The organism is Pseudomonas fluorescens, assembly GCF_004683905.1.
GTDB lineage: Bacteria > Pseudomonadota > Gammaproteobacteria > Pseudomonadales > Pseudomonadaceae > Aquipseudomonas > Aquipseudomonas putida_A.
This window is the reverse complement of sequence record NZ_CP038438.1, coordinates 5,385,421-5,410,368: the sequence shown is the minus strand read 5'-3', so window position 1 is coordinate 5,410,368 and position 24,948 is coordinate 5,385,421. Positions and strand designations below refer to the sequence as shown.

20 protein-coding genes are annotated in these 24,948 nt (G+C 60.3%); 8 read left to right on the top strand and 12 right to left on the bottom strand.

Features of this window, described 5'->3' with window-relative positions; all coding sequences use genetic code 11:
* Window positions 1–143: 143 nt before the first annotated feature.
* Both E4T63_RS24995 and E4T63_RS24990 read left to right on the top strand, forming a co-directional pair.
* Window positions 144–1,541 carry an MFS transporter gene (locus tag E4T63_RS24995; protein ID WP_135296667.1) on the top strand — a complete coding sequence of 466 codons (1,398 nt, stop codon included), beginning with the start codon at window positions 144–146 and terminating at the stop codon, window positions 1,539–1,541.
* A 9-nt stretch (window positions 1,542–1,550) separates the two neighbouring features.
* Complete coding sequence (locus E4T63_RS24990; protein ID WP_007966163.1) at window positions 1,551–2,069, top strand: single-stranded DNA-binding protein; 519 nt, start codon at window positions 1,551–1,553, stop codon at window positions 2,067–2,069.
* Between the two features lie 114 nt (window positions 2,070–2,183).
* Here E4T63_RS24990 and E4T63_RS24985 read toward each other — a convergent pair whose 3' ends face one another.
* The 6 genes from E4T63_RS24985 to E4T63_RS24955 all read right to left on the bottom strand — a co-directional run bounded on the left by E4T63_RS24985 (window position 2,184) and on the right by E4T63_RS24955 (window position 6,704).
* Window positions 2,184–3,341: a glutathionylspermidine synthase family protein gene (locus tag E4T63_RS24985; RefSeq protein WP_135296666.1), complete on the bottom strand. Its 1,158-nt coding sequence runs from the start codon at window positions 3,339–3,341 to the stop codon at window positions 2,184–2,186.
* 2 nt (window positions 3,342–3,343) lie between these two features.
* Complete coding sequence (locus tag E4T63_RS24980) at window positions 3,344–4,015, bottom strand: DUF1190 domain-containing protein (protein ID WP_135296665.1); 672 nt, start codon at window positions 4,013–4,015, stop codon at window positions 3,344–3,346.
* A 17-nt stretch (window positions 4,016–4,032) separates the two neighbouring features.
* On the bottom strand, window positions 4,033–4,458 hold the full coding sequence (locus tag E4T63_RS24975; protein WP_027614247.1) for a DUF350 domain-containing protein: 426 nt from the start codon (window positions 4,456–4,458) through the stop codon (window positions 4,033–4,035).
* A 15-nt stretch (window positions 4,459–4,473) separates the two neighbouring features.
* Window positions 4,474–5,124 carry a DUF2491 family protein gene (locus E4T63_RS24970; protein ID WP_095139068.1) on the bottom strand — a complete coding sequence of 217 codons (651 nt, stop codon included), beginning with the start codon at window positions 5,122–5,124 and terminating at the stop codon, window positions 4,474–4,476.
* 195 nt (window positions 5,125–5,319) lie between these two features.
* Window positions 5,320–6,018: a PspA/IM30 family protein gene (locus tag E4T63_RS24960; RefSeq protein ID WP_007966153.1), complete on the bottom strand. Its 699-nt coding sequence runs from the start codon at window positions 6,016–6,018 to the stop codon at window positions 5,320–5,322.
* Window positions 6,019–6,035: 17 nt separating this feature from the next.
* Window positions 6,036–6,704: a YjfI family protein gene (locus E4T63_RS24955; protein WP_098965854.1), complete on the bottom strand. Its 669-nt coding sequence runs from the start codon at window positions 6,702–6,704 to the stop codon at window positions 6,036–6,038.
* A 573-nt stretch (window positions 6,705–7,277) separates the two neighbouring features.
* Here E4T63_RS24955 and E4T63_RS24950 point away from each other — a divergent pair.
* From E4T63_RS24950 to E4T63_RS24930, 5 genes are all read left to right on the top strand, one after another.
* Window positions 7,278–8,408 (top strand): ThiF family adenylyltransferase, encoded by a 1,131-nt coding sequence (locus E4T63_RS24950; RefSeq protein WP_135296664.1) that lies wholly within the window; start codon window positions 7,278–7,280, stop codon window positions 8,406–8,408.
* A complete protein-coding gene (locus tag E4T63_RS24945; RefSeq protein WP_135296663.1) occupies window positions 8,409–9,602 on the top strand; it encodes an MFS transporter in 1,194 nt (397 codons plus the stop codon).
* Window positions 9,603–9,692: 90 nt separating this feature from the next.
* The gene (locus tag E4T63_RS24940; protein ID WP_098965848.1) at window positions 9,693–10,427 is read left to right on the top strand and encodes a TenA family transcriptional regulator; all 735 of its coding nucleotides are present in this window, start codon (window positions 9,693–9,695) and stop codon (window positions 10,425–10,427) included.
* Window positions 10,428–10,608: 181 nt separating this feature from the next.
* Window positions 10,609–11,718, top strand: coding sequence for a DUF3182 family protein (locus E4T63_RS24935; RefSeq protein WP_135296662.1), 1,110 nt, complete (start codon window positions 10,609–10,611; stop codon window positions 11,716–11,718).
* Window positions 11,708–12,466 (top strand): alpha/beta hydrolase family protein, encoded by a 759-nt coding sequence (locus E4T63_RS24930; RefSeq protein WP_027614239.1) that lies wholly within the window; start codon window positions 11,708–11,710, stop codon window positions 12,464–12,466. The genes E4T63_RS24935 and E4T63_RS24930 overlap by 11 nt, the downstream gene beginning before the upstream one ends.
* Before the next feature lie 114 nt (window positions 12,467–12,580).
* On the opposite strand, the gene E4T63_RS24925 is transcribed toward E4T63_RS24930, so the two are convergent.
* The 5 genes from E4T63_RS24925 to E4T63_RS24900 all read right to left on the bottom strand — a co-directional run bounded on the left by E4T63_RS24925 (window position 12,581) and on the right by E4T63_RS24900 (window position 17,962).
* Window positions 12,581–13,555: a lysylphosphatidylglycerol synthase domain-containing protein gene (locus E4T63_RS24925; protein ID WP_027612952.1), complete on the bottom strand. Its 975-nt coding sequence runs from the start codon at window positions 13,553–13,555 to the stop codon at window positions 12,581–12,583.
* A complete protein-coding gene (clsB, locus tag E4T63_RS24920) occupies window positions 13,552–14,826 on the bottom strand; it encodes a cardiolipin synthase ClsB (RefSeq protein ID WP_134787446.1) in 1,275 nt (424 codons plus the stop codon). Before clsB ends, E4T63_RS24925 begins: the two co-directional genes overlap by 4 nt.
* Window positions 14,823–15,620 (bottom strand): endonuclease/exonuclease/phosphatase family protein, encoded by a 798-nt coding sequence (locus E4T63_RS24915; protein WP_134787445.1) that lies wholly within the window; start codon window positions 15,618–15,620, stop codon window positions 14,823–14,825. Before E4T63_RS24915 ends, clsB begins: the two co-directional genes overlap by 4 nt.
* Window positions 15,617–16,543 carry a DUF72 domain-containing protein gene (locus E4T63_RS24910; protein WP_135296661.1) on the bottom strand — a complete coding sequence of 309 codons (927 nt, stop codon included), beginning with the start codon at window positions 16,541–16,543 and terminating at the stop codon, window positions 15,617–15,619. Before E4T63_RS24910 ends, E4T63_RS24915 begins: the two co-directional genes overlap by 4 nt.
* 213 nt (window positions 16,544–16,756) lie before the next feature.
* Entirely contained in the window at window positions 16,757–17,962 is a 1,206-nt protein-coding gene (locus E4T63_RS24900; RefSeq protein ID WP_134787442.1) for an MFS transporter, read from the bottom strand.
* 339 nt (window positions 17,963–18,301) lie between these two features.
* Between E4T63_RS24900 and E4T63_RS24895 the strand changes: the two genes are divergently transcribed.
* Entirely contained in the window at window positions 18,302–20,395 is a 2,094-nt protein-coding gene (locus E4T63_RS24895) for a mechanosensitive ion channel family protein (protein ID WP_135296660.1), read from the top strand.
* Window positions 20,396–20,521: 126 nt separating this feature from the next.
* On the opposite strand, the gene E4T63_RS24890 is transcribed toward E4T63_RS24895, so the two are convergent.
* A complete protein-coding gene (locus tag E4T63_RS24890) occupies window positions 20,522–24,823 on the bottom strand; it encodes a DEAD/DEAH box helicase (RefSeq protein WP_135296659.1) in 4,302 nt (1,433 codons plus the stop codon).
* Window positions 24,824–24,948 lie beyond the last annotated feature (125 nt).

The following is a 24,948-nucleotide window of genomic DNA, read 5'->3' as shown; positions in this document are numbered from 1 at the left end:
TACTGGATGGATGCACACTATCAAACGAAGGGTTTTTTACCTTGCATGAAGAGAGTTTCATCTATACGCGTCATAGCGTCGCGATATACCCCGTCTTTCGATGGGACTGGTAGAATCGCCGCCGGTTCACACGAGGTTTTTCCATGCACGATCCCCACAGCGAACGCATGAGTGGCAGCGAGACCCGCGCAGCGAGCGGTCTGGCCCTGGTGTTCGCCTTCCGTATGCTTGGCATGTTCATGGTGTTGCCGGTACTGGCGACCTACGGCATGGACCTGGCGGGAGCGACCCCGGCCCTGATCGGGCTGGCGATTGGCGCTTACGGCCTGACCCAGGCGATTTTCCAGATTCCGTTCGGGATCATTTCCGACCGTATCGGCCGGCGGCCGGTGATTTTCCTCGGGCTGGTGGTCTTCGCCCTTGGCAGTGTGCTGGCGGCTCAGGCCGATTCGATCTGGGGCGTGATTGCCGGACGCATCCTGCAGGGCGCCGGGGCGATTTCCGCTGCGGTCATGGCACTGCTTTCCGACCTGACCCGTGAACAACACCGTACCAAAGCCATGGCCATGATCGGCATGACCATCGGTCTGTCGTTCGCCGTGGCCATGGTGGTCGGGCCGTTGCTGACCCGCGCGTTCGGCCTGTCCGGACTGTTCCTCGCCACTGGCGGCATGGCCCTGTTCGGCATCGTCATCGTGATGTTCATGGTGCCGAAATCCACCGGGCCGCTGAGCCATCGAGAGTCTGGCGTGGCGCGTCAGGCCTTGATGCCGACGCTCAAACATCCGGATCTGCTGCGCCTGGACTTGAGCATTTTTGTGTTGCACGCGATGCTGATGTCGAGCTTCGTCGCCCTGCCGCTGGCGCTGGTGGAAAAGGCCGGGCTGCCCAAGGAGCAGCACTGGTGGGTTTATCTGACTGCGCTACTGATCTCTTTCTTCGCCATGATCCCGTTCATCATCTATGGCGAGAAGAAACGCAAAATGAAACGAATTTTGCTCGGCGCCGTCCTGACGCTGATGCTCACTGAGCTATTCTTCTGGCAGTTCGGTGACAGTTTGCGGGCTCTGGTGATCGGTACGGTGGTGTTCTTCACCGCGTTCAATCTGCTGGAAGCTTCGTTGCCGTCGCTGATCAGCAAGGTTTCACCGGCAGGCGGGAAGGGCACGGCCATGGGCGTGTATTCCACCAGCCAGTTCCTCGGTTCGGCGCTCGGCGGGATACTTGGCGGCTGGCTGTTTCAGCATGGCGGTCTGTCGGTTGTGTTCCTTGGATGTGCGGGTCTGGCTGCCATCTGGCTGGCCTTTGCTGTTACCATGCGCGAACCTCCCTACGTGACGAGCCTGCGCTTGCCGTTGTCGCCCGAGGCGATCCGCGAAGCGGGTCTGGTCGAGCGCCTCAAGGCCCTCGTAGGGGTAACAGATGCAGTGATAGTTGCTGATGAAGCGGCTGTTTACATCAAACTGGACAAAGAATTAGTGGATCGCGACACCCTCGAACGCCTGGTGAACAACCCGGCCGGGGCTGCTTGCGAAGCCTAGGAGAACGTTATGGCCCGTGGGGTTAACAAAGTCATATTGGTCGGCACTTGCGGCCAGGATCCCGAAGTTCGCTACCTGCCTAACGGTAACGCCGTGACCAACCTGAGTCTGGCAACCAGCGAACAGTGGACCGACAAGCAAACCGGTCAAAAGGTCGAGAAGACCGAATGGCACCGTGTTTCGATGTTCGGCAAGGTTGCGGAAATCGCCGGCGAGTACCTGCGTAAAGGTTCGCAGGTGTACATCGAAGGCAAGCTGCAGACCCGCGAGTGGGAAAAAGACGGTATCAAGCGTTACACCACAGAAATCGTGGTCGACATGCAAGGCACCATGCAACTGCTCGGCGGCCGTCCACAACAGGGCGACCAACAAGGCGGTGGCAACAACTACCAGCAGCAGGCGCCACGCCAACAGGCTCCGCGTCCGCAGCAGTCGGCTCCGCAACAGCGTCCAGCCCCGGCTCCACAGCAGGCTGCACCGCAACCGGCTCCGGATTTCGACAGCTTCGATGACGATATCCCGTTCTGATTCGCTGCTGCATCCACGCTGAATAAAAAAGGCCCGTCGTTCAACACGACGGGCCTTTTTTGTGGCGCAAGGTCCGCGATTACCACTGATCTCCTGTGGGAGCGGGTGTGTGTTTCAGTCGAGGATCAGGTGCGGCAGAAACCGGCTTGAATCCTTGGTGATCAGACTGTTGTCTTCGCGCACGCCGATCCCCGCCGCCTGATCACCAATCACCCACGAGCCGATCAGCGTGTAGCTGTCGTCGAACTTCGGCAATGGCGCAAATTCCTGCAGGATGAATGGCGCATCGGTGTAGGGCCCGTCCTCTTTGACGATCAGACCTTCCGCCGTTTGCAGTTCAATGTTGGCGCCTTCGCGGGAGAAGTACGGTTTGCGTACCCAGCCCTTGGGCACCGCACTGGCCGGATTCGTATCAAGGTGCGCCGCGAGCAGATTCGGATGCCCCTTGTGTAGCTCCCACAGCAAAGGCAGCGCGCCTTTGTTCGACAGGATCGACTTCCACGCCGGTTCGAAGAACTGCGTATCGCTTTCGGCGATTGCTGCACCGAATGGCTCGTGGAAAATAAATTCCCAGGCATGCAGCTTGAACAGGTGCGGGATCCAGCGATCCTCAAGGTCGACGAAGCGACCCTCGGCGGTCAGGCCGATGTCTTCGATGTCGATGTGCCGGGATTCGATGCCGACCTTTTCCGCGATCAGGCGCAGGTAGTCAGTCGTGCCTTTGTCCTCGACCGAGTCTTTCATCGACGCAAAGTAGAACGGCCGCTTGAGCTGCAACTCGGCAAACGCCTGGTGCAGCTTGGTATCGATGCTGTTGAACTGGTCGGCATGGCGCGGCAGCATCCCGCGCTCGATGCACTGCTCCAGCCAGCCCCACTGAAACGCCGCTGCCTCATAAAGGCTGGTCGGCGTGTCGTAGTTGAGTTCCAGCAGCTTTGCCGGGCCGTTGCCGCTGTAGGAAAAGTCCATACGCCCGTACAGATGCGGATGACCTTCCAGCCAGGACGTGCGGATCATGTCGTAGTACGGCGCCGGGATGCTCAGGCGATCCAGCAGCTCTTCGCTGTGCACCACGCGGTCGACCAGGTCCATGCACATCTCGTGCAGTTCGGTGGTCGGATCCTCCAGATCGTTTTCAATCTGCGCGAGCGTGAACTGGTAGTAGGCGCTTTCGTCCCAGTACGGCTCGTTGTCGATGGTGTGGAACAGAAAGCCGAGGCTTTCGGCCGTCTGTTTCCAGTCGGGGCGCTCGGCGCAGTGGATCTTCTTCATGGTCAGCTGCTCGAACTGCCCCAGCCGCCCCAACCGCTGCGCGCGGAAGACTGGCTGCCGAAGCCGCCGCGGGACGTCGACGAAGCGACGTTGACCGGTTTGCTCCGGGTGCTGTCGTAGCGGGTGTCGGTGCGGGTAGCCGGTGCCGATTCGATTTTGCGGTACTGCGCCGAGGTGTTGTAGGTCTGGCGCGTATCGCGATCGCGATAGACCGTGCGATTGGCGTTGTTGCTCATCGCATTGCCGATCAGCCAGCCCGTCAGCCAACCGTTGCCGCCGGACGAGTGCGAAGTGCTTTGTACGTTCTGGGCGGCGGCTTCACCGGCAGGCATCTGCGCATTGGCAAGCGCATTCAGGTCCTGTGGCGCCTCGTCGTTCTGCGGCACCTTGAAACCGCCGAGCTTCGGCACGAAGCGGCCATCGGAGTTTTTCTGGCACCAGTCGGCGGCAAAGTCTGCGTCGCACTTGGCCTTGTCATCGTAGGCCGGCGCAATACGTCGATGTTCGGTCAATGCCGCGACGTAGGCGTTGGAGCAGACGTCGGCGGCCACTTCGGCGCCGACGCACTCCTCGACAGATTGGAAGCGTTGCTGCTCCTGCGCGGCAACTTCGCCGGAAATCGCCAGCGCCACCGAAGCGGCGAGGGACAGTTGAACGTACTTGCTGCGTTTCATCGAAGGCTTCCTGCCGATCAGTTGGACGGGGTCATGCACGCGGCGTTAAGCATGCCGACGCTGATGGCTACTGCGGCCACATAGATACCCGAAGCGATTTCACCGTTGGCGATACGCTGCGACGTGCCCTTGAGCACCAGCCCCGTGGCGAGAAAGGCCAGCAGCTGCACCACCGCAGCAATCACCGCCCACAGCACGAAATCGAGAACGTTGACCGAAAACGCGATCACGTTGCTGGCCGGAATCGCGAAGCCGATGATCGCGCCCGCCAGAGCGATGGCGGCAGCGATGTTGCCGGAGCGAATCAGCTCGAACTCCTTGTGTGGCGTGATGCGGGTGTAGACGAACTGAAACAGCATGAACAGCAGCACGGCGCCGATCAGGTAGACGACGAAACCGACCAGTGCGGTCTTGTTCAGGGAAACGGCCAGCACTTCCAGCATGGAAAACTTCCTTTTTTAAATGGTGCTCAAATCAGTCGTGTACAGCGAAATGCCCAGCGAGGTACTCAGGCTGACGGTGCCTTCCTCGTCCTGTTCGACGGAGAACAGCAGCAGTTCGCGGCGATCGGTCAGGCCGGTCTCGCGCGCGTAAAGCATGGAGTGGTGTTCGATGGTGTAGCTCTCGTCCGGGTTGACCACATGTTCGGTCATCGGTACGAGTTCGGTCTGGCCTTGTTCGGTGCCCCATTCGCGGCTGTACTGGACGCCGTCGTGGGTATAGATCGGCAGGCCGATCGGGCTTGCGGGGCCGGCGAGGCGCTGCAGCTCGGCGTCACTGTTGACGGTCACGTAGCTGAGGTAGTTGAACAGGGTGACCGACTCGATCTGGTCGTCACCGGTGACGTGGATCTGCAGCCAGAAGTCTTCGTTATTGAGGTAGTAGCGATGCAGCTTGTTGGATTGGCCGAGGTCGATCCAGCCGGCGCTCCAGATTGCCTCTGCAGCCGGAACCTGCACCGAGGTGCTGCCATCGAGCAGCAAGGCCAGAGTCGAATCGAATCGCACGCCTTTGCCTTGTGCCATCCCGAGTGGGCCACTGGCAACGGTTGGCGTTGGCGCAGCGGTCTGCCAGTTGCTGGTGCCCAGCAAGTCTTTGAACCATCCCATGGGTACATTCCTTGAGGCGGGTGGAGGTGTTCGTCGTAAAAAACGCCGCCAGTGTACCGGGCCGGGCGACGAACGACACGCCGTAAACCATGTGGGAGCGGTTTGCTCGCGAAGGCGGTGTGTCAGGCAGCTAAGGTACCGACTGACACACCGCTTTCGCGAGCAAGACCGCTCCCACAGGTTTTGTGCAAACGCTTACTGCGCGGACTTCTGCTTCAGACGCTCGAGGATCGCATTGGCGCTGCCTTCGTTCGGCGTGATGCCGGCGTCGCGCAGTTTGCGTTCCAGGTCATTGCCGGTCGAAGCGTCAGCCAGTTCGTCCGCCGCGCTCAGCTCGGCAGCGCGTTGCTGCTGCTTGGCCTGCAGACGGTTCAGCGTGCCGACGGCGGTTTCCAGCTTGCCGTTGGCACCGCCGCTGGCGATGGACGCGCTGACCTGCGCCTTTTGCACACTTTCACGGGCCTTGGCCATGTCCACTTGCTGGCGCAGGCTCTTGATCCGCGACTCGGCCTTGCTGATGTCCTTGCGCATGTTTTCGGCGTAGGTGCCGAACTCGTCGCTCTGGGCTTTCTCGGCGGTCAGGTCGTTGGTCAGGGTCGAAATCGCTTCGGCCACTTCCATCGCCAGGTCTTCACGGCCGGCGTTCAGCGCGGAAACCGCCTTGGCCTCCAGGTCCTTGATCTTGGCGTCGTACTCGCTCACGCGATCAGCGGCCAGCTTGTGCTTGGCCATGATGGTGACCAGCTCACGGCGGGCATTCGACAGCGCGGTGTCGGCGTCGCGGATTTCCTGGTCGAGGATGCGCAGGGCCTGTTGGTCGACGATCGCTTCGCCGACTTCATTGGCGCCACCGCGCAGCGCGGTGAACAACTTGCTCCAGATGGACTGAGTCATTGGATATTCCCTGTTGATTACTTGAAGAAGTGTTCGAAGGCTTCGCTCGCGCGCTGCACGTTGTCGACCAGGGTTTTCACCTCGGTGACGACGTTTGTCAGGCTCGAGTCGGCGCTGAGGGCGCCAAACATGTTGTAAACGGTCTGACCATTGGGCATCGACTCGATGCCGATCGACGACAGCGGGAACATTTCCCGGCTGCGCAGCACGGCGTCGTTGAAGGCGCGCACGTCAGTGATCGAATCGATGTCCACCAGCACGGTGTCGACGATGATCTGCTGACCGGCCACGGCGATGTGAATCGGCAGACCGCCGAATTCGTTCATTTCCAGCTTGATGCTGGGTTCGGAGCTCTGGATCAGAGACAGCGTGATCTCCTGCGAAGCCACCTCGTCCAGTGCCTTGAGGGCGTTGAAGAGGCTATCGATGTTCCAGTTGTTGCCTGCGCTCATGTAATTCTCCGACATGAATGAGCCAGCCAGAATCGGTTGGCGTAGCTGTTGCTCCATCTGCTTGAGCAAGCTTCGGTTTTCCGGAAGTACCCAAGTTTCGTGTTTCACATAACCGGCGGCAGCCAGGCCCGCGCGCATCTGCTTCATGTAGAAGCTCGACGGCTTTTTCGCGGACGGTTTCGAGCGCTCTCCCTGTGGGCTCTCTGATGCAACGGTGGGGGAGCGACTTTTCATGGCAATGACTCCGTTATGAACATCTCACGCGTGAGCCACACTACAACCAATTCAAAATGCCATCAATGGCTCACGCGTGAGATTTTTTCGGCATGTCGACATCGCCGATGAGGTGGTGGTCGCAAGCGTTGTCCCGGGTGGGGAGTGTGTTTCTGATTAATCACTGATGTTTATTGTCTGGAAGGCGAGTTTGTTTCTCAATTCTCTCGCTGTGATTTTTTATTGTTTAAATATTGAAGATAATTCCTACATTGTTTTTGCATGTTTCCGTAAGAAGTAATAGCGGCCCTTCGTAAGAGCGTAGGAAGTTTGTTTTTTGTGAGTAATATTAAGAAACAAGGTCGGTTCGCAACCACTAAGAACTTATTCTAGTTTTGGGGTGTGCACACCTTCACTCCGGTGGAACACAGCTTGGACTACCGGCCCTTCAACTTTTGAGGAAATCATTATGACTTTCGAAAAAGCATCTTCCGCTGGCGATTCTCAGATCGGCTGATCTGATCAGTAAGAGCCGGGGCCTTCGCGGCCCTGGTTCTTTTACTAACTTGTTTTAATAGCGATCGAGGCTCGAATATGAAGCTTTGTCTTAAACCGACGATTATTCCGTTCAAACTTGATGGTCAGGTAGTTCTGCGTTTTAACGGTCAATACGCAAAAATCCCCGACCTACACGGTGCTGTCTGGGAGTTCATCAAGGCACTTGATGGCCGTACACCCTTTGAGGAGTTGATTACCCAAGTGGCAGACCGTTACCCCGCAGTGGATCAGGACGAAATCCGAAGCGTCGCGCAAGATCTGATCAAATACCGGCTGGTCGAGAGTCCGGATGCCTTTGAGACTACTTCTCTTTCGGATCATGATCGCATCAGATTTTCCCGCAACATCGACTTTTTCGGGTCGATAGCGGCTGTGGGCGAGAACAAGTTCACCCACCAGGAAAAACTGCGCACGGCCAGGGTCTGCGTACTGGGCTGCGGCGGTCTGGGCACCCATATCCTGTTCGACCTGGTAGCGCTGGGTGTCCACCATCTGACGATCCTCGATTTTGACACGATCGAGTTGAGCAATTTGAACCGGCAGATCCTTTACAAGGAAACCGACGTTGGCATGCCGAAGGTTGCAACGGCCAGGCGCAGGTTGCTTGAATTCAACAGTCACCTCGACATTACTGCTCACGAAACCCGCCTCCAGTCGGCGCAAGACGTCGCCGGCATCGTACGCGGCCACGATATTGTGATTTGTGTCGCTGATAAACCCGCGAACTACATGGCCGACTGGCTGAATGAGGCCTGTGTTGAACAGGGCGTACCCTTCATTTCAGGCGGGCTTGATGTACGGCGCTCGGTGTTTTATTCGGTGGTGCCTGGCTCCTCGGGCTGCGGCGCTTGCTGGCTGACGTCGGCGCGTAACAAGAGCAGCCTGGTGAACAGCGTTTCGACCATGGCCAAACAGCACGACATCACTTATGAGCATCCCGGCCCGGCTCTTGTGACTTTGGTGGCTGTCACCGCCGGGATGATGGTCAGCGAAACGGTCAAGATCATCACCGGCTGCCAACCGCCACAATTGACCAACAAGCTAAAGGAATTCACATTCGACGACCTGGACGTCAGCGTCGCCGAAGTCTGGCAACAGAATCCGGACTGCACGGTGTGTGGACATCTCGCGGACGCGCAACGGTCGGCGCAGGCGGAGACTGTCTAGATGTTCAATCTCCTGGCGTCCTATGCCATCACGTCCATCTGCTCATGGGCCATAGCGTTTCTGATCCCGCTGTATGTTTATGAGCAGACCGGCTCCCCAGTCTGGACGTCGCTGGCTTTTTTCGCCGCGATGGCGCCCTACATACTGGTCACGCCCTTCGCCGGTGTGTGGAGTGATCGCTACAGCAAACGGCGTTTTTTGATCGGTGGTGATCTGATCAACATCGTCACCGGCTGCCTTATATATGCTGCCGTGATTACGCTGTCCGGGAGCAGCTTGAGTATTACTCTGTTACTGCTGAGCTTTCTGTTGGCAAGCGTCGGTGCCACCCACCACCCGGTCTTCCAGAGTATTGCGCCTGCGCTGATCGAGGGGCCCAAACTCCATCGATTCAATGCAATCGTCAATGCCAGTGACAACATCATTCGCATCGTTGCACCAATCGGCGTTGCAGCCTTGCTGGCCTTCAGTACCAAGGAGCAGTTGCTGATTGGCAGCATTGTCGGATTTGCGCTATCCCTGCCGCTTTGCTTCTTGCTGAAAGAGCAGGGTAAGCCTGCGCCGGCCACCACGCGGGTATTCACGGAAATCAAAGCCGGACTGTTGTATGTCATCCAGCAGCGAGAACTGTGTTCGTTTGTCATGCTGTTCTTTTTCTGCAATTTCGGTTTTGCCTTGATCGGTGCCAGCCTTGTCTATGTCTACACCACGCTACTGGCCGTGCCATTGAGTGATGTGGGCTATTACTACGGGCTCATCGGTGCAGGTGCCGTCGCCGGATCAGCTATGGGGGCGTTTCTGGTGAAGAGATATCCGGCCGGCATTCTTATCCGTCGAAGCTGTTTGCTGGCCGGGGTGTTCACGCTGATGGGGGCGATGGCCAACGATCCGTGGTCGCTTTCGGCACTTTGGGCGCTTTCTACCGGTTGCCAATCCGTGGTGGTCATCGCTTTTTTCACCTATCGCCAGCAAGTGGTTCCGCAAACCATTCTTGGGCGAACGGTAGGAGTTACACGGCTCATTGCCTACCTCGCGATTCCGCCGGCGAGCCTGCTAAGTGGATGGCTGTTACTGCATTTCTCAAGCAGCGCTGTGATTCTTGCGTCAGGCGGTCTGTGCATCATTTTCGCCTCTCTATGTGCTTACTTTCTGGCCAGGTTTGAGCGCCCGGTCATTTACAGCGACGCACAATGAATACGGTTTTGTAAGTTTTTCGGGGTTTCGGAATAACTGGAAAGTTGCGATCGGCTGGATGGCTGATAAAGAATTAAAAGGAATTTAAAGTTGGAAGTAGATAAAGAGTTGAATTGCGGCGATGGGGCGAAGGTCATTAATTTCATGACCGGAGGCACATTATGGGACCAATGGCTGGACGCTGATGCGTTAGATAGATTGGTTAATCATGAACTGTTGCTAGCAATGCAAAACGGTCATGTTTCCCTGAAGGGGATGCGTTACTTTCTGATCCAGCATCATTACTACTCGCGAAACTTTACCCGCTTTCTATGCGCAATCCTCAATCGCCTCGAGTCCCTTGGCGACATCAAATTACTGTTGGAAAACATGCAAGAGGAAATGGGCATAGATGGTGACAACAAGCTCACGCATGCCGAGTTGTTTCAAAGGTCGCTGCGGATCCTGGGCACCCATCCCTTGGCAGAATCGCCTTTACCTCAGACAGTGGATTTCACCCACTGCATCATGCAGCTTTGCCGCAGTGAAAATCCTGTCGAGGGCCTCGCAGCACTCTGCCTGGGAGCCGAAGCCATTGTGCCGCTGATTTACAAACCGATTCTGCTGGCACTGGAGGGACTGAATGTCAGTGAGGAAGGCCTGGAGTTCTTTCGTCTGCATATCGAAGAGGATGAGGACCACGCGATTACCATGCTGGGAATTCTGCAACGCCTGACTCACCAGACGCCTGAAGCCAAGCGGCTTGCGATTCAAATCGGGCGTCAGGCTATGCTCAAACGTTGTGTCATGTTCGATGCCATCTGGAAGGAAGTCAGTCAGCAGTAGCTGGCGACCCGTTTCGTGCAAATTGCCGCGGATTCGCTGGCAGTCGTGCAGATTGAAACAGGCCTGATGCCACCACCCTAGGTCCAAGCGATTGATTCATAGGGTATTCCTGGCCCCAGGCGATTGGCCTGATCTCTGCACTTCTCTTATTACATTCATCAATTGGCTTGAAGGGGGACGCATGACCCCGATGTCGAGCAGGAAAGTGGTCGTCGCCCATTCGGTTCGGGCCGGGGCGCCGCAACATGAAGTGCAGACCAACAAGGCACTTGCCCGCTGGCTGGCGCAGATTCTGGGACTCAGCTTCGGCGGAAGTTTTGACCCGCAGAAACATCGCGGTCGCGATTTGTATTGGCTGCCGACCCAGACCATTGTTGGCCCGGCCAGCGCGCGTAATCTGGGGATCAGGGGTCCCGGCGATTTGTGGGGCGGGTACGTCGAACACGATTTCATTTGCACCAAAGCCATCAGCCACGGCTTGCGCAGTCATCTGGCTCATGCGCCACAAGGCTGGGCGCCGCTGTTTTCCGAGCGCGTGCGCGATGTGGTGCTTGATGGCTTGACGGTGTTTGCCTTGGAAGACGCGCGGCCCGCCGCCGAGCATTTGCTGTACAGCGGGCCGATCCGCCTGAAGCCGATTCACGCCTGTGCCGGTCGTGGCCAGGAAGTTATCAACAGCCTCGACGCGTTCGATGAAGTACTGGCCCGTGCAGAAGCGGAAGCGTTGTTTCGCGATGGCGTGGTGCTCGAACAGGACTTGAGCAATGTGTTCACCCACAGCGTTGGCCAGTCATTCATCGGCGACAAAGTGCTTAGCTACTGCGGTGATCAATACTTGACCAAGGATGCCCATGGCGAAGAAGTCTATGGTGGTTCGAATCTGTTGGTAGTGCAGGGCGGCTACGCAGATCTGCTGGCGCTGGACTTGCCGGATGACGTGCGACTGGCCATCAAGCAGGCGCAGATTTTCGACCGGGCGGCGGATGAGGCTTATCCAGATTTCTACGCCTCACGCTGCAACTATGACATTGCCCAAGGCCTGGACAGCAATGGCAAACCCCGCAGCGGGGTGCTCGAACAATCCTGGCGCATGGGCGGTGCCAGCAGCGCTGAATTGGCCGCGTTGCAAAGCTTCGTCAATGATCCGCAGATGCCCGCGATCCGCGTGTCGACCGTAGAATCCTATAGCGATCAAAGCCTGCCGGCGGACGCCATCGAAATCTATCGCGGGCCAGCGGAGAACAGCGACTTCCTTCTCAAATACGTAACGGTCAAATCTTATGACGGCTAGAAGCGAAAGCATTCAGATCGACATTGATGATGAACAGATGAGCGGGACGTTTCTCAGCCCCAAATCGAAAGTCCCCGGCGTGTTGTTTGTGCACGGCTGGGGCGGTAGCCAGGAGCGTGATCTTGAACGCGCCAAGGGCATCGCCGGGCTTGGTTGTGTATGCCTGACCTTCGACCTGCGCGGCCACACCGGTGGCACCGGCATTCCGCTGACGCGGGTGACGCGCGAAGACAACCTGCGTGACCTGCTCGCAGCCTACGACCGCCTGCTGGCGCATCCGGCGCTCGACACCTCGGCGATTGCGGTGGTTGGCACCAGTTATGGCGGTTACCTGGCTTCGATCCTCACCTCGTTGCGTCCGGTGCGCTGGCTGGCGCTGCGGGTACCGGCGCTGTATCGCGACGAGCAATGGCACACGCCCAAGCGTGAACTGGACAAGGCCGACCTGCGCGACTACCGGGCGACGTTGGTCCGTGCAGACAGCAACCGTGCGCTGCACGCCTGTTCGCAGTTCACCGGGGATGTGTTGCTGGTGGAATCGGAAACCGACGACTACGTGCCCCACGCGACGATCATGAGCTACCGTGCCGCCTGTCAGCAGACGCATTCGCTGACGCACCGGATCATCGATGGCGCCGACCATGCCTTGAGCGAGCCGGTTTCGCAGCAGGCCTATACTTCGATTCTGGTGGACTGGATTACCGAGATGGTGGTGGGTGAGCGGTTGAGCATCATCCAGTCCACATGATTTGTTGTGGCTCTTCGGACGCCTTCGCGAGCAAGCCCGCTCCCACATTTGGAATGCGTTCTACCTGTGGGAGCGGGCTCGCTCGCGAAGGGGCCATCAGCCATAGCCACAAAATCAGGACGGTTTCTTCTCGATCCGCAACGCCTTGGCCTTGGCTTCCACCAGCAAATACATCACCACCGTAATCAACAACGGCAACAGAAAATAAATCGCCCGATACGCCAGCAACCCCGCCACCAGACTGCCCCGCGAAGCCTCGTGCTGCAGCAGCGCGACAAACACCGCTTCCAACACTCCAAGCCCCGCCGGAATGTGCGTGATGACTCCGGCAATCGCGCTGATCAACAGCACGCCGAGCACCAACGGATAATCCAGTTTGCTCGGCAGCAGAGTGAAAATCACTGCCGCCATCAGCGACCAGTTCAATGCACCGAGCAGCAACTGCAGCACGGCCATGCGAAGTGATGGCAGGTTGATTTCCACCCCGCGAATCGACCACTCGCGGCGCTTGGAGAACTGGCACGCGGCGAGGTAACCGGCACTCAATAACAACAGCAGCACGCCAATGCCCTGCAACGCGGCGCTGCTGATTTTCCAGCCCGGCGGCATGCTCACCAGGCCGCTGCTGAACACCACGCCGGCAATCGTCATGTAACCGAACCAGTTGGTGGCCAGGCTCAGACCGAGAATCTTGGCGATGTTGCTTTTGCTCACCCCCAGGCGCGAATACAGCCGATAGCGCATGGCAATCCCGCCGACCCAGGCGCTGAGATTGAGGTTGAACGCATAACTGATGATCCCCACCGGGAGGATCTGTTTCCAGGTCAGGTCCTGGCGAATGTAGGTGCGGCCGATCAGGTCGAAACTGGCGTAGGTGAGAAAGCTCAGCAGGGTCAGGCTGGCGGCAATGATCAGCGTGCGCACCTTGAAGTCAGCCAGGGTTTGCAGAACTTCCGCCCATTCGATACGGGTGGCGAACATCGTCAGCAACACGATCAGCGCGAGGAAGAACAGCAACGTTAGTGGGCGTTTCCAGCGACTCCAGCGAGAGTGAGTGGCGGGCGCAGACTGTGCGTGGGAATGGCTCATGACGTGCGCCCCCGAAACGGCTTGAGCCGCGGTTTGTGCGCCGGCAACCAACCGGCCATTGACGGGAAATGCCGCAGGAAGTGAAACACCAGAAATCCCACGGTCATGTGCCAGATCCGTCCTCGCGGGGACATGCTGGCGTCCATGGCCTTGCAGTGATTCTGGCTCAGGTCTTCGAGGCGCTGAAACAAATGCTGATTGAACCCGCGATCGCGGATCAGCACGTTGGCTTCCAGGTTCAGCGACAGGCTCAGCGGGTCGAGATTGCTCGAGCCGACGGTGCTCCATTCCTCATCCACCAACGCGACTTTGCCGTGCAGCGGGCGCTGGCAATATTCGTGGATCTGCACGCCGGCCTTGAGCAGGTAGTCGTAGGTCATGCGCGCCGCCAGTTTGGCCACCAGCATGTCCGGTTGACCTTGCAGGATCAGCCGCACCTCGACGCCACGGCGCGCGGCGTTGCGGATCTCGCGCAGCAGGCGGTAGCCGGGGAAGAAATAGGCGTTGGCGATCACCACCCGGCGTTTGGCCCGGCGCAATGCGTGCAAGTACACATCTTCGATGTCGGTGTGATGCTGATCGTTGTCGCGAAACACCAGACGTACCTGACCGTCGTGATCGTTGAAAGCCATGTCCGCCCGGCGCTGACGCCGGCGCTGCCACCAGAACCGTGCGCGTCCCGGACGACCACTTTGCAGCAGGGCGAAATGATGGATGTCAGCGACCGCTGGCCCTTGAATCTGCACCGCATAATCCTGTTTCGCCTCGGGGCCGAAATCGGCCAGGTGATCGCCGGAAAAGTTGATCCCGCCAATGAACGCGATCAGTCCGTCGACCACCACAATCTTGCGGTGCAGGCGGCGGAACCAGTTGGTGCGAATGCCCAGGTGCTTGGGCGCCGGGTCAAACATTTGCAGATGCACGCCCGCTTCGCTCAGTGCCGCGAGATAACCGGTGGTCAACTCGCCGCAACCAAAACCGTCGAGGCTGACAGTGGTGCGCACGCCACGCCGCGCGGCGTCGATCAGGATCTGCTGCAACTCTGCGCCGACCTTATCTTCGAAAACGATGAAAGTCTCCAGCAGAATTTCACTCTTCGCCGCACGCATGGCGTCGAACACCCGTGGGAAATATTCCTCGCCGTTTTCCAGCAACTCGACGCGGTTATTGCCCTGCCAGCCGTACTCGACATCGACATGCCCGGGCTCGCGTACCGGCGGGTTGATGCTGATCGGTTCCACGGCGGATTTCTCCAGCGGTGCGCTGCTCATAGTTCGATCTCCACCGATAACGGGACGTGGTCGGAAAGGTGTGACCAGGGCCGGTTGGCCAGGACTTTCGGTTGGCTGGCCTTGAGGTTGCGTACGTAAATACGATCGAGCCGCAGCGTCGGCAGACGCGCCGGAAAGCTGCGCGCCGGTTTGCCGTGATGCTCGGCGAACACCTCGCGCAGACCGCAGGGTTCAAGCAGCGCGTCGGCGCGCTGGCGCCAGTCGTTGAAGTCACCGGCGACGATCACCGGCGCGTCAACCGGCAGCTCCGCCAGACGCTCGCCGAGCAGTTTCAATTGCGCATTACGATGGCTTTCGCGCAGACCCAGATGCACGCAGATCGCATGCACTTCGACGCCATCGCCGGGCAGGCGCAGCACGCAATGCAGCAGCCCGCGGTTCTCGTGGCCGCTGATCGAGACGTCGAGGTTGTCGTGGCGGATGATCTGGAATTTCGACAGCAACGCATTGCCGTGATCGCCCTCCGGGTACACCGCGTTGCGCCCGTAGGCGAACTGCGGCCACAGACTGTCGGCGAGGAACTCGTATTGCGGCATCGTCGGCCAGTTGCTGTAGCGCTTGGGATGATGCTCGTGGGTGCCGTGGACTTCCTGCAAAAACACCACGTCGGCGGCCACGCTGCGCACCGCTTCGCGCAACTCCGGGAGGATGAAACGTCGGTTGAGCGCAGTGAAACCCTTGTGTGTGTTGACCGTCAGCACGGTGAAACGACGCACCGACACTTCAACGCTGGTCTGCTCGTCGGTGAACCCGACCGGCTCTGGAATACTCATGCCAGCACCCCTTCGGCAGCCGGTTCACCGGGGGTGGTGGCGAGCGTTTTATCCAGCTCGAATCGGTGGAGCAAACTGCGCGCGTCGTAGGGCGCGCGGACTTTGATGTCGTTGTCGAAATAGCAGAACACTTCGCGGGATGTACGCGCCCGCGGCTTGAGGCGCGGCGCGATCAGATGCGCATCGCCGGGTTGCCGGCCGTGATGCCAGGCGTCGATGCGTTCAGCCCATTTGTTCAACGCGGCGTCGGTGTAACCGCTGGCGTACAGCTCTTCGGCACCGTGCAGGCGCAGGTAGACGAAATCGCTGGTGAGGTCTTCGCGGTACGGCCATTTGCCGGCGGTGTCGGCGATCACCAGGGCGGTGTTGTAGCGTTTCAACAAGCGCACGAAGTCGGGGTCGATGAACGTGTCATTGCGCACTTCCACGGCATGGCGCAGCGGTTTTTTGCGCCAGGCTTTGAGGCTGGCGTGGCCGTGAAGATGTGAATCGTGTTGGCGGGCGAGGGCGGCGGCCGCTGCAGTATCGTGGGGCAACAATGAGAGGAAGTGTTCGAAGCGCTCAGGATCGAATTTGAAGTTCGGCGGAAACTGCCAGAGGATCGGCCCGAGCTTTTCCTTAAGCTCCAGCACCCCGGAGGCGAAGAAATTCGCCAGCGGTTTTTCGATCTCGCGCAAGCGCCGGACGTGGGTGATGAAACGCGGCGCCTTGACGCTGAACACGAAGTCGTCGGGCGTTTCGCTGTACCACCGGGCATAACGTTCGGGCCGTTGCAGGGCGTAGAACGATCCATTGATTTCGATGCTGTTGACCGCCCGCGAAGCGAACTGCAATTCGCGCTTCTGCGTCAGTCCTTTCGGGTAGAAATCCCCTCGCCACGGAACGTAGCGCCAGCCGGAAATACCGATGTGAATCGTTGCCATGCCGCCCTCCCGTTGTCAGTCCTCGTACAGCCTGTGTCTGTTGATGACTGCGGGCGGTTCGGGAAAGTTTCGGTGGCGTTACGGACGGTACATCCCTGAGAGCAACACAAAGCTAATGTGGGAGGGGGCTTGGTCCCGAAGGCGGTCGTTCAGTCAACATCAATGGCGACTGATACACCGACTTCGGGAGCAAGCCCCCTCCCACAGGGTTACTCAGTGGCCCGTGAATACTCGGCCTTGAGCCGGTTCGGCATAGGCCGGACCGAGGCGATCCAGTCGCCCGCTCCACGCGGTCAGCGCCAGCGCCAGCAACACCACCAACCCACCGATCCACGCCGTGTGAATCAGGCCCAGATGTTCGACGATCAACCCGCCGCCCCACGCCCCACCGGCAATCCCGAGGTTGAACGCAGCAATGTTCAGCCCCGATGCCACGTCCACTGCCTGCGGTGTGTGATGTTCAGCCTGACGCACCACATACACCTGCAACCCCGGCACGTTGCCAAACGCCACCGCGCCCCACACCAGCACTGTCGCCAACGCCAGCCATGGATTGGCGGCGGTGAAGGTCAGCACGAACAACACGGCCGCGAGCAGGGCGAAGATGATTTTCAGGGCGCTGATCGGCCCGCGTTTGTCTGCCAGTTTGCCGCCCCAGATATTGCCGACCGCCACCGACACGCCGTACACCAGCAACACCAGGCTGACGGTGCTGGCGCTGAAGCCGGAGAGGTCCTGCAGGATCGGCGCGAGGAAGGTGAAGGCGATGAACGAGCCGCCGTAACCAATCGCGGTCATGGCGTACACCAGCAGCAGACGCGGTTTTTTCAGCACTTGCAGTTGCTGCAGCAAGGACGCCGGTTTGCTGTGGGCGATGTTGTTCGGCACATACAGCAGGCTGCCAATGAAGGCGATCACACCCAACGCCGAGACGGCGAGGAAGGTTTCGCGCCAGCCGAAATGCTGGCCGATGAATGTGCCCAGCGGTACGCCGGTGACCAACGCCACAGTGAGGCCGGTGAACATGATCGCAATCGCGCTGGCAGCCTTTTCCTTGGGCACCAGGCTGGTGGCGATGGTCGAGCCGATGGAGAAGAACACCCCGTGGGCCAGACCCGTGACGATCCGCGCCAGCACCAGCGATTCATAACCCGGCGCCAGCCAGGCCAGCAGGTTGCCGAGGGTGAACAACACCATCAGCGACAGCAGCAACAATTTGCGCGGGACTTTGCCGGTGAGGGCGGTCAGCACCGGCGCGCCAATGGCGACGCCCAGTGCATACAGACTGACCAGCAGCCCGGCGGACGGCAGGCTGACGCCGAGATTGGCGCCAATGGTGGGTAACAGGCCGACGATGACGAACTCGGTCGTCCCGATGGCGAATGCGCTGAGGGTCAGCGCGAGCAAGGCAATGGGCATGACAGCACTCCGGTAGAGGTTTGAATGGAGCGCAGTGTCGGGGTTTGGGTTGTGCGGAAAAATACAGGGTTGGGCATTTGATATTTGCCTTGGACGCAAAGGTCAAAAGCGCTCCCCCTCACCCCAACCCTCTCCCCCAAGGGGGGGAGGGGGAAGGGAGCGGATCTCGGTTGCACTCAATATTGAGTTCGGCTGGATATTTCAGGTCGATGTAGCTCGAGAGCACAACTCGGTCGGCTCCCTCTCCCTCGGGGAGAGGGCTGGGGTGAGGGTGCTCTTGAACTTGCCAGACAATTACCGATCAGTTCCTTACAGGTTCAGCCAAGAGGGATCGGAGTTTTGATCAAGTTCAGGATCGCCATTTTGCTGGGAGCGCTGCTGTTTCTCGGCGCCAGCGAACTCGAAGCCGCCACGCTGCCGGGTGTTCCGGCCGCTGCTGAAGAACCGGCCAAACCCGAGCCGATTGTGCAGGGCGGTCTGCTCGGCGCAATCAGTTCGAGCATCGACGACGTGCAGGACAAACTCGATCTCAACGAGCATCTGGTCGACGCCTGGCGCCTGCGTGCCGATCGCGCGGCGGATGAGGTCGACAAGCTGGTTAACCAGCCGTCGAACCGATCCGGCTGGAGCGTCGCCGGGGATTTCCTGACTCTGTCCGGCGTGTGGCTTGGCGCCTTCGCGTTGCTTACGGTGCTCGGCAGCCTGCTGGCCAAGCGGCTGAGTCAGGGTCGTTGGCTGCGCACCCGCCAGCGCAGTCAGGATCTGGCGGGTTACCTGCTGCCGTACACCGTGCCGGCGCTGATCTGTCTGCCGCTGACGCTGTACGTCAGCCACTTTCTGCAAGCCTCGGTGGGTCGGGCGCTGGCGTTGTGTCTGGCGTATGCCACCAGCAGCGGGATTTTCTCCACCTCGATGCTGTTGTGCGTGGTGGTGATGTTCAACGTCGGGCACAAACGACCGGCCGCGCGGATTATCCGCGACTACTGCCCGAAGCCGCTGTTCCTGATTGGCTTTCTCGCCGCCCTCAGTGACGCGTTGACCAGCCCACAGATCGCCCGTCAGTTGGGTGGCAACATCACCAGCAGCGTCGCGGTGTTCACTGGGTTGATAGCCTCGATCATCTTCGGTCTGCTGGTGATTCGCCTGCGCCGGCCGGTGGCGCACCTGATCCGTAATCGGCCACTGGCGCAACGTCTTAAACAGCCTTCGTTACAGGAGTCGCTGCGGATTTTTTCCGGGCTCTGGTACTGGCCGATCGTGCTGATGGTGCTGGTTTCGGCGGTCAATCTGATCGGCATCGGTGAGGACAATCAGAAGGCCCTGCGCTGTGCGCTGTTCACCACGGTGCTGCTGATCGGCACGGTGTTCCTCAGCACCATCCTCCAGCACCTGTTCAAGTCGCGCAAAGCCGAAGCGATCCAACGCAGCAGCGCCTACAAGGAGCGCTTTCTCAGCCTGTTGCACGCGCTGCTGCGGATCGTCATTGCGATTGCCTTTATCGACATTCTCGGGCGGATCTGGGGCGTTTCACTGCTCGATTTCGCCCAGAGCAGCACGATCGGCCGCGCGATCAGCAACGCGTTGAGCAGCATCGGCCTGATCTTCCTCGTCACCTGGCTGCTGTGGGTGGTGCTCGACACGGCGATTCAGGAAGCGTTGAAACCGCCAGTCAGCAAGCGCTCATCGCGCCAGCCCAGCACCCGGGTGAAAACCATCCTGCCGCTGCTGCGCAATGCGATCAAAATCATCCTGGTGGTGATCTGCGCGATCACCACCATGGCTAACCTCGGGATCAACGTTGCGCCGCTGCTGGCCGGTGCCGGGGTGGTCGGCCTGGCGATCGGTTTCGGTTCGCAGCAACTGGTGCAGGACGTGATCACCGGGCTGTTCATCATCATCGAGGACACGCTGTCGATCGGCGACTGGGTGGTGCTTGATTCCGGGCATGCCGGTACGGTCGAGGGCCTGACCATCCGCACCCTGCGCCTGCGTGACGGCAAGGGGTTTGTGCACTCGGTGCCGTTCGGCCAGATCAAGGCTGTGACCAATCAATCACGGCAGTTCGCCTATGCATTTTTCTCGGTGCAGTTCACCTACGACACCGACGTCGACAAGGCCATCGAGCTGATCCGCGAGACCGGTGATTCGATCCGCGAAGACCCGTTCCTCAAGTACAACCTGCAGGGGCCGCTGGATGTGTTCGGGGTGGACAGGATGGACTTGAACGGCGTAGTGCTCACGGCGCAGTTCCGTACCGTGTCGGGCGGGCAATATGCGGTGAGCCGGGCGTTCAACCAGCGTTTGAAAAAGCTTGTGGATAACAGTCCCGAGGTGCATTTCGCGCAAACTTATCCACAGCAGGTTTTGTTGCCCAAGCGACAGGGTGAGGGGGAGTTGGTGGCGAGCGAGGTGCCGCAGAAGTCGAGTACTTGACCGCCGGATTTTGTGCTGGGATTGCCGGCTTCTTCGCGGGCAAGCCCGCTCCCACATTGGATTTGTGAACGACGCAGATCCCCTGTGGGAGCGAGCTTGCTCGCGAAAGGGCCGGAACTGTCGACATCAATGCCGGATCAGCTTGCTACGCACCTGCTCCATGACCACCTGATCCAGCTCAGTCCAGAAGACCTGCTTGCCGGCAATCTCGGCTGCCACCGGCAAGCCATCCCGATACACCAACCGATTACTCACCAACGCTGGCACCTTCGCCCCCGGCAGCAACGTCCCCGCCAGATTCAACGGATCCACCCCGCACACCGCGATCAAACTGCCGTCATGCGCCCGCCGCCGAACTTCGCGCAGCAACGGAATCGCCTCCGGCAAGGCAAACTGTTCCCCCGCCAGACCACTGACAAAGCGCCCGCCGCGAATCTCGCCACGGGCCTCCAGCCGATGAAACGTGCGCAGCAATTCGCGCCAGCTCGGCAGCCAGTCCGCTTCGCGCTCCAGCAGACGCCAGAACACCACGCCGTAGCGGCGCAGCAAGGTCATGGCGACATGTTCGAGGGTTTCCGGCGAAGCGCTCTGGCTGTTCTCCATGAGCGGCCCGCGCCGCAACAACGCCCAGCGCCCGGCATCGTCCATGCCGCCGATAAACGCTCCACGTCCGCGACGACTGCTGCGTTGTTGGCGCTTGCTCGCCGGGGTGATCAGCGCGCGCAGACCGGCGAAGCTGTCAGCGTTTACCAGGCCGGCGCCGACCAGTTCCTGCAAGGCGATTTCCAGCTCGGTGCGCAATAGGTGCGCTTCATGGATCAGCTCATCGAAAAACAGCGCGCCGTGCTGACTCAGCGCCTCATAAACCTTTTGCGTTTTCGCTGACAGTTCGCTGACCGGCGTTTGCTCGGTCAATCCACTCCACAGTCCGACCTGACTGCGCGGCAGCAGCACAATCGGCGTACTGCGCAACGCCGTGCCGCTGACTTTCTGTCGGGCACTGAGGCGCGTCCACACCAGTTTGCCGTTGCGGCACAGGTCATCCAGCCAGCTCGGCGAATAGTCTTTCAGGCGTGCCGGGAGAATGTCGCTGTCCCACGCGGAGGCCGCTGCCGGGTAACCTTCGAACTGGCCGACAATCGCCGGCAACACCACGTTGCCCTGAGCGCGCGTAGCGGAGGACAGATGCTGCCAGTCGAACAGAAAACGCATGAAATCCTGCAGTGCTACTGGCTCGATTTCCCGGCGCAGACGCTTGACCGTGTAGCGATGAATGCGCGCCAGCAGATGCCGTTCGCACCATTCCTCAACCGTCGCGCCCGGGGTGAATTTACCGCGCAGCACGTAGCCTTCGCGCTCCAGTTGCGCGAGGGCCTGATTGACCTGCGGTATCGGCAACGCGAGTGGTTCGGCAATGGCGGCTAACGGCAGCGGGCCAAATGCGCCCAGTCGCGCGCGGAGCACTTCGACCAGCGCTTCCTCTAACGTCCAAGGTTCGTTGAAACCGGGCAAGGCCTCTTGCTGCGGTTGCAGCGTGGCCTGTGGATAAAGCGCCAACAGGCAGATCAGGCGTTCGCGTGCCAGCCACAAACAGCGCTGTGGATCGATCATCAGGCGGCAGGCGCGGCCACTGTCTGTCAGGGTATCCAGCCATTCGCGCCAAGGCTCGTGGGCCTGCACTTCGGCCTCGCTGACGCACGCCAGACTCATCAGCGCCTCGTGCATTTCATCGACGTTGGCCGGCGTCGGCCATGCTTCTTCGCGCACCGCGTTGATGGCGTCGGCGTCCAGCGCACCGAGATCATCAGTGGACTGCGGATCGCTCCAGCGCCGGTTGATCACCGCTTGGGTGCGGCGTTCTTCCAACGGCGCATCGTCGAGAAAGCTGTACGGCCGCGCGCTGAGAATTTCTGCCGCCAGCGGTGACGGCGCAGGCAGATCGCGGCTGAGCAACCGCACCTCGCCACTCTCCATGCGCCGCAGCAGATTGAGCCAGCCGTCGCTGTCCATGGCCTCGTGCAGGCAATCGTCGAGGGTCTGTTCCACCAGCGGATGTTCGGGAACCTCCCGTTCGCCGGCGAGGTTTTCCAGGCATGCGATCTGGTCGGGGAACACGCTGGCAATCAGGTCCTCGCTTTTCATCCGCTGCAACTGCGGCGCGACTTTGCGCCCGCCGGTAAAACGCGGCAGCGCCAGCGCCACCCCGGCATTCCAGCGCCAGCGCACACCGAACAATGGCGCGTCGAGAATCGCCTGAATCAGGATGTGCTCGGCGCTGTTGCTGTGCAGGTACCGCCAGACGTCATCCAGTTCGAAACTGTGGCTGGTGGACAGCGACAGGACAATCGCGTCTTCGCTGGCGGCAGCCTGCAATTCGAAGTTGAACGTGCGGCAGAAACGCTTGCGCAAGGCCAGGCCCCAAGCGCGGTTGATGCGGCTGCCGAACGGTGAATGGATGATCAACTGGGTGCCGCCGGATTCGTCGAAAAAACGCTCCATCAGCAGCGTGTCCTGCGAGGGCAGGGCGCCGAGGGTCAGGCGAGCGCGGGCGAGATAGTCCACCAGCTGTTCGGCGCTGGCGCGGTTCAGGCCGAGGGTTGCGGTCAGCCAGTCGAGCGCCGGTTGCAGATCGCCGGGGCTGGCGCCGAGCAACAGGTCGAGAGTCGCTTGCAGCCGCGCCACCGCCGCCGACAATTCATCGCTGCGCCCCGGGGCTTCGCCGAGCCAGAACGGAATGGTCGGCGGCTGGCCCTGAGCATCCTCGACCCGCACCTTGCCGGTTTCAACCCGCAGGATGCGGTAGGAGGTGTTGCCGAGCTGGAACACATCACCCGCGATACTTTCCACGGCAAAGTCTTCGTTGACGCTGCCGATGTTCAGGCCCTGCGGTTCGAGCAGCACGCTGTAGTCGGCGTTGTCGGGGATGGTGCCGCCACTGGTCACGGCGGTCAGTTGCGCGCCACGGCGGCCACGCAGAGTGCGGCTGACGGCGTCGCGATGCAGATAGGCGCTGCGAATGCCCTGACGACCGTTGTAGCCTTCGGCGAGCATCGTCAGCAGCGCCTGATAGTGTTTTTCGTCGAGATCGCGGTAGGGCGAGGCTTTGCGGAACAGCGCCAGCAGCGCGTCTTCCGCCCATTCCCGGCAACTGACTTCGGCGATGATCTGCTGCGCCAGCACATCCAGCGGCGCTTGTGGGATGTGCAGGGTGTCGAGTTCGCCACGGCGCACGCAGTCGAGCAGGGCGGCGCACTCGATCAGGTCGTCGCGGGTGGTGGCGAACAAGCGGCCCTTGGGTGTGCCGCCGACTTGGTGCCCGGAGCGTCCGACCCTTTGCAGAAACCCGGCAATCGAACGCGGCGAGGATATTTGGCAGACCAGATCGACTTCGCCGATATCGATGCCCAATTCCAGCGAAGCGGTGGCGATCAGCACTTGCAGTTCGCCGCGCTTGAGTCGCTGTTCGGCGTCGAGGCGGAATTCCTTGGCCAGACTGCCGTGGTGCGCGGCGACGGCGTGTTTGCCCAGACGTTCGCTGAGGTGTCGGCTCAGGCGTTCGGCGAGGCGCCGGGTATTGACGAAAATCAGCGTGGTGCGGTGTTCGCGGGCCAGTTCGGCGAGCCGGTCATAAACCAGCTCCCAGACGTCGTTAGCCATCACTGCCGACAACGGCACCGGCGGCACCTCGATGCCCAGATCCCGTGGCCGGGCGTGGCCGATGTCGATGATTTCGCAGGGGCGATCGGTGCCGACCAGAAACCGTGCCACGGCATCGATCGGCTTTTGCGTGGCGGACAAGCCGATGCGGGTCAAGGGTTCGGCACACAGCGCCTGCAGGCGTTCGAGGCTCAGCGCCAGATGACTGCCGCGTTTGCCAGCAGCGATGGCGTGAATCTCGTCGATGATCACCGTGCGCGTGCTGCCGAGCATTTTGCGTCCGGACTCGGAGCCAAGCAGCACGTACAGCGATTCCGGGGTGGTCACCAGAATGTGCGGCGCGCGCTTGCGCATGGCGGCGCGGTCTTTTTGCGGGGTGTCGCCGGTGCGCACAGCGGTGGTGATTTGCAGTTCGGGCAGGCCCATCTGGCGTAATTGTTCGGTGATTCCCGCCAGCGGGTTCTGCAGGTTGATGCGGATGTCGTTGGACAACGCCTTGAGCGGCGATACGTAGACGACGAGGGTTGCGTCGGGCAGGCCTTCGGGGTTTTCCAGACCCCGGTGGACGAGGTCGTCGAGCACGGCGAGAAACGCGGTAAGGGTTTTACCGGAGCCGGTGGGCGCGGCGATCAGCGTCGAGCGGCGCTGGCGGATCAACGGCCATGCGCGGGCCTGGGCGGCGGTGACCGTCGGGAAAGTGCTGCTGAACCAGGCGCTGACGGCGGGGTGAAAGCCTGCCAGGGCGGCGTCCTTGGGGATGGGCAGATTCATGGCTCAAGTTATGCGGGTGGGGGCGGCAAGATGCAAGTACCGCTGGGATATTCAGCTTTTGGCCGGGCCTCTTCGCGAGCAAGCCCGCTCCCACAGTTGACCGCATTCCCCTGTGGGAGCGGGCT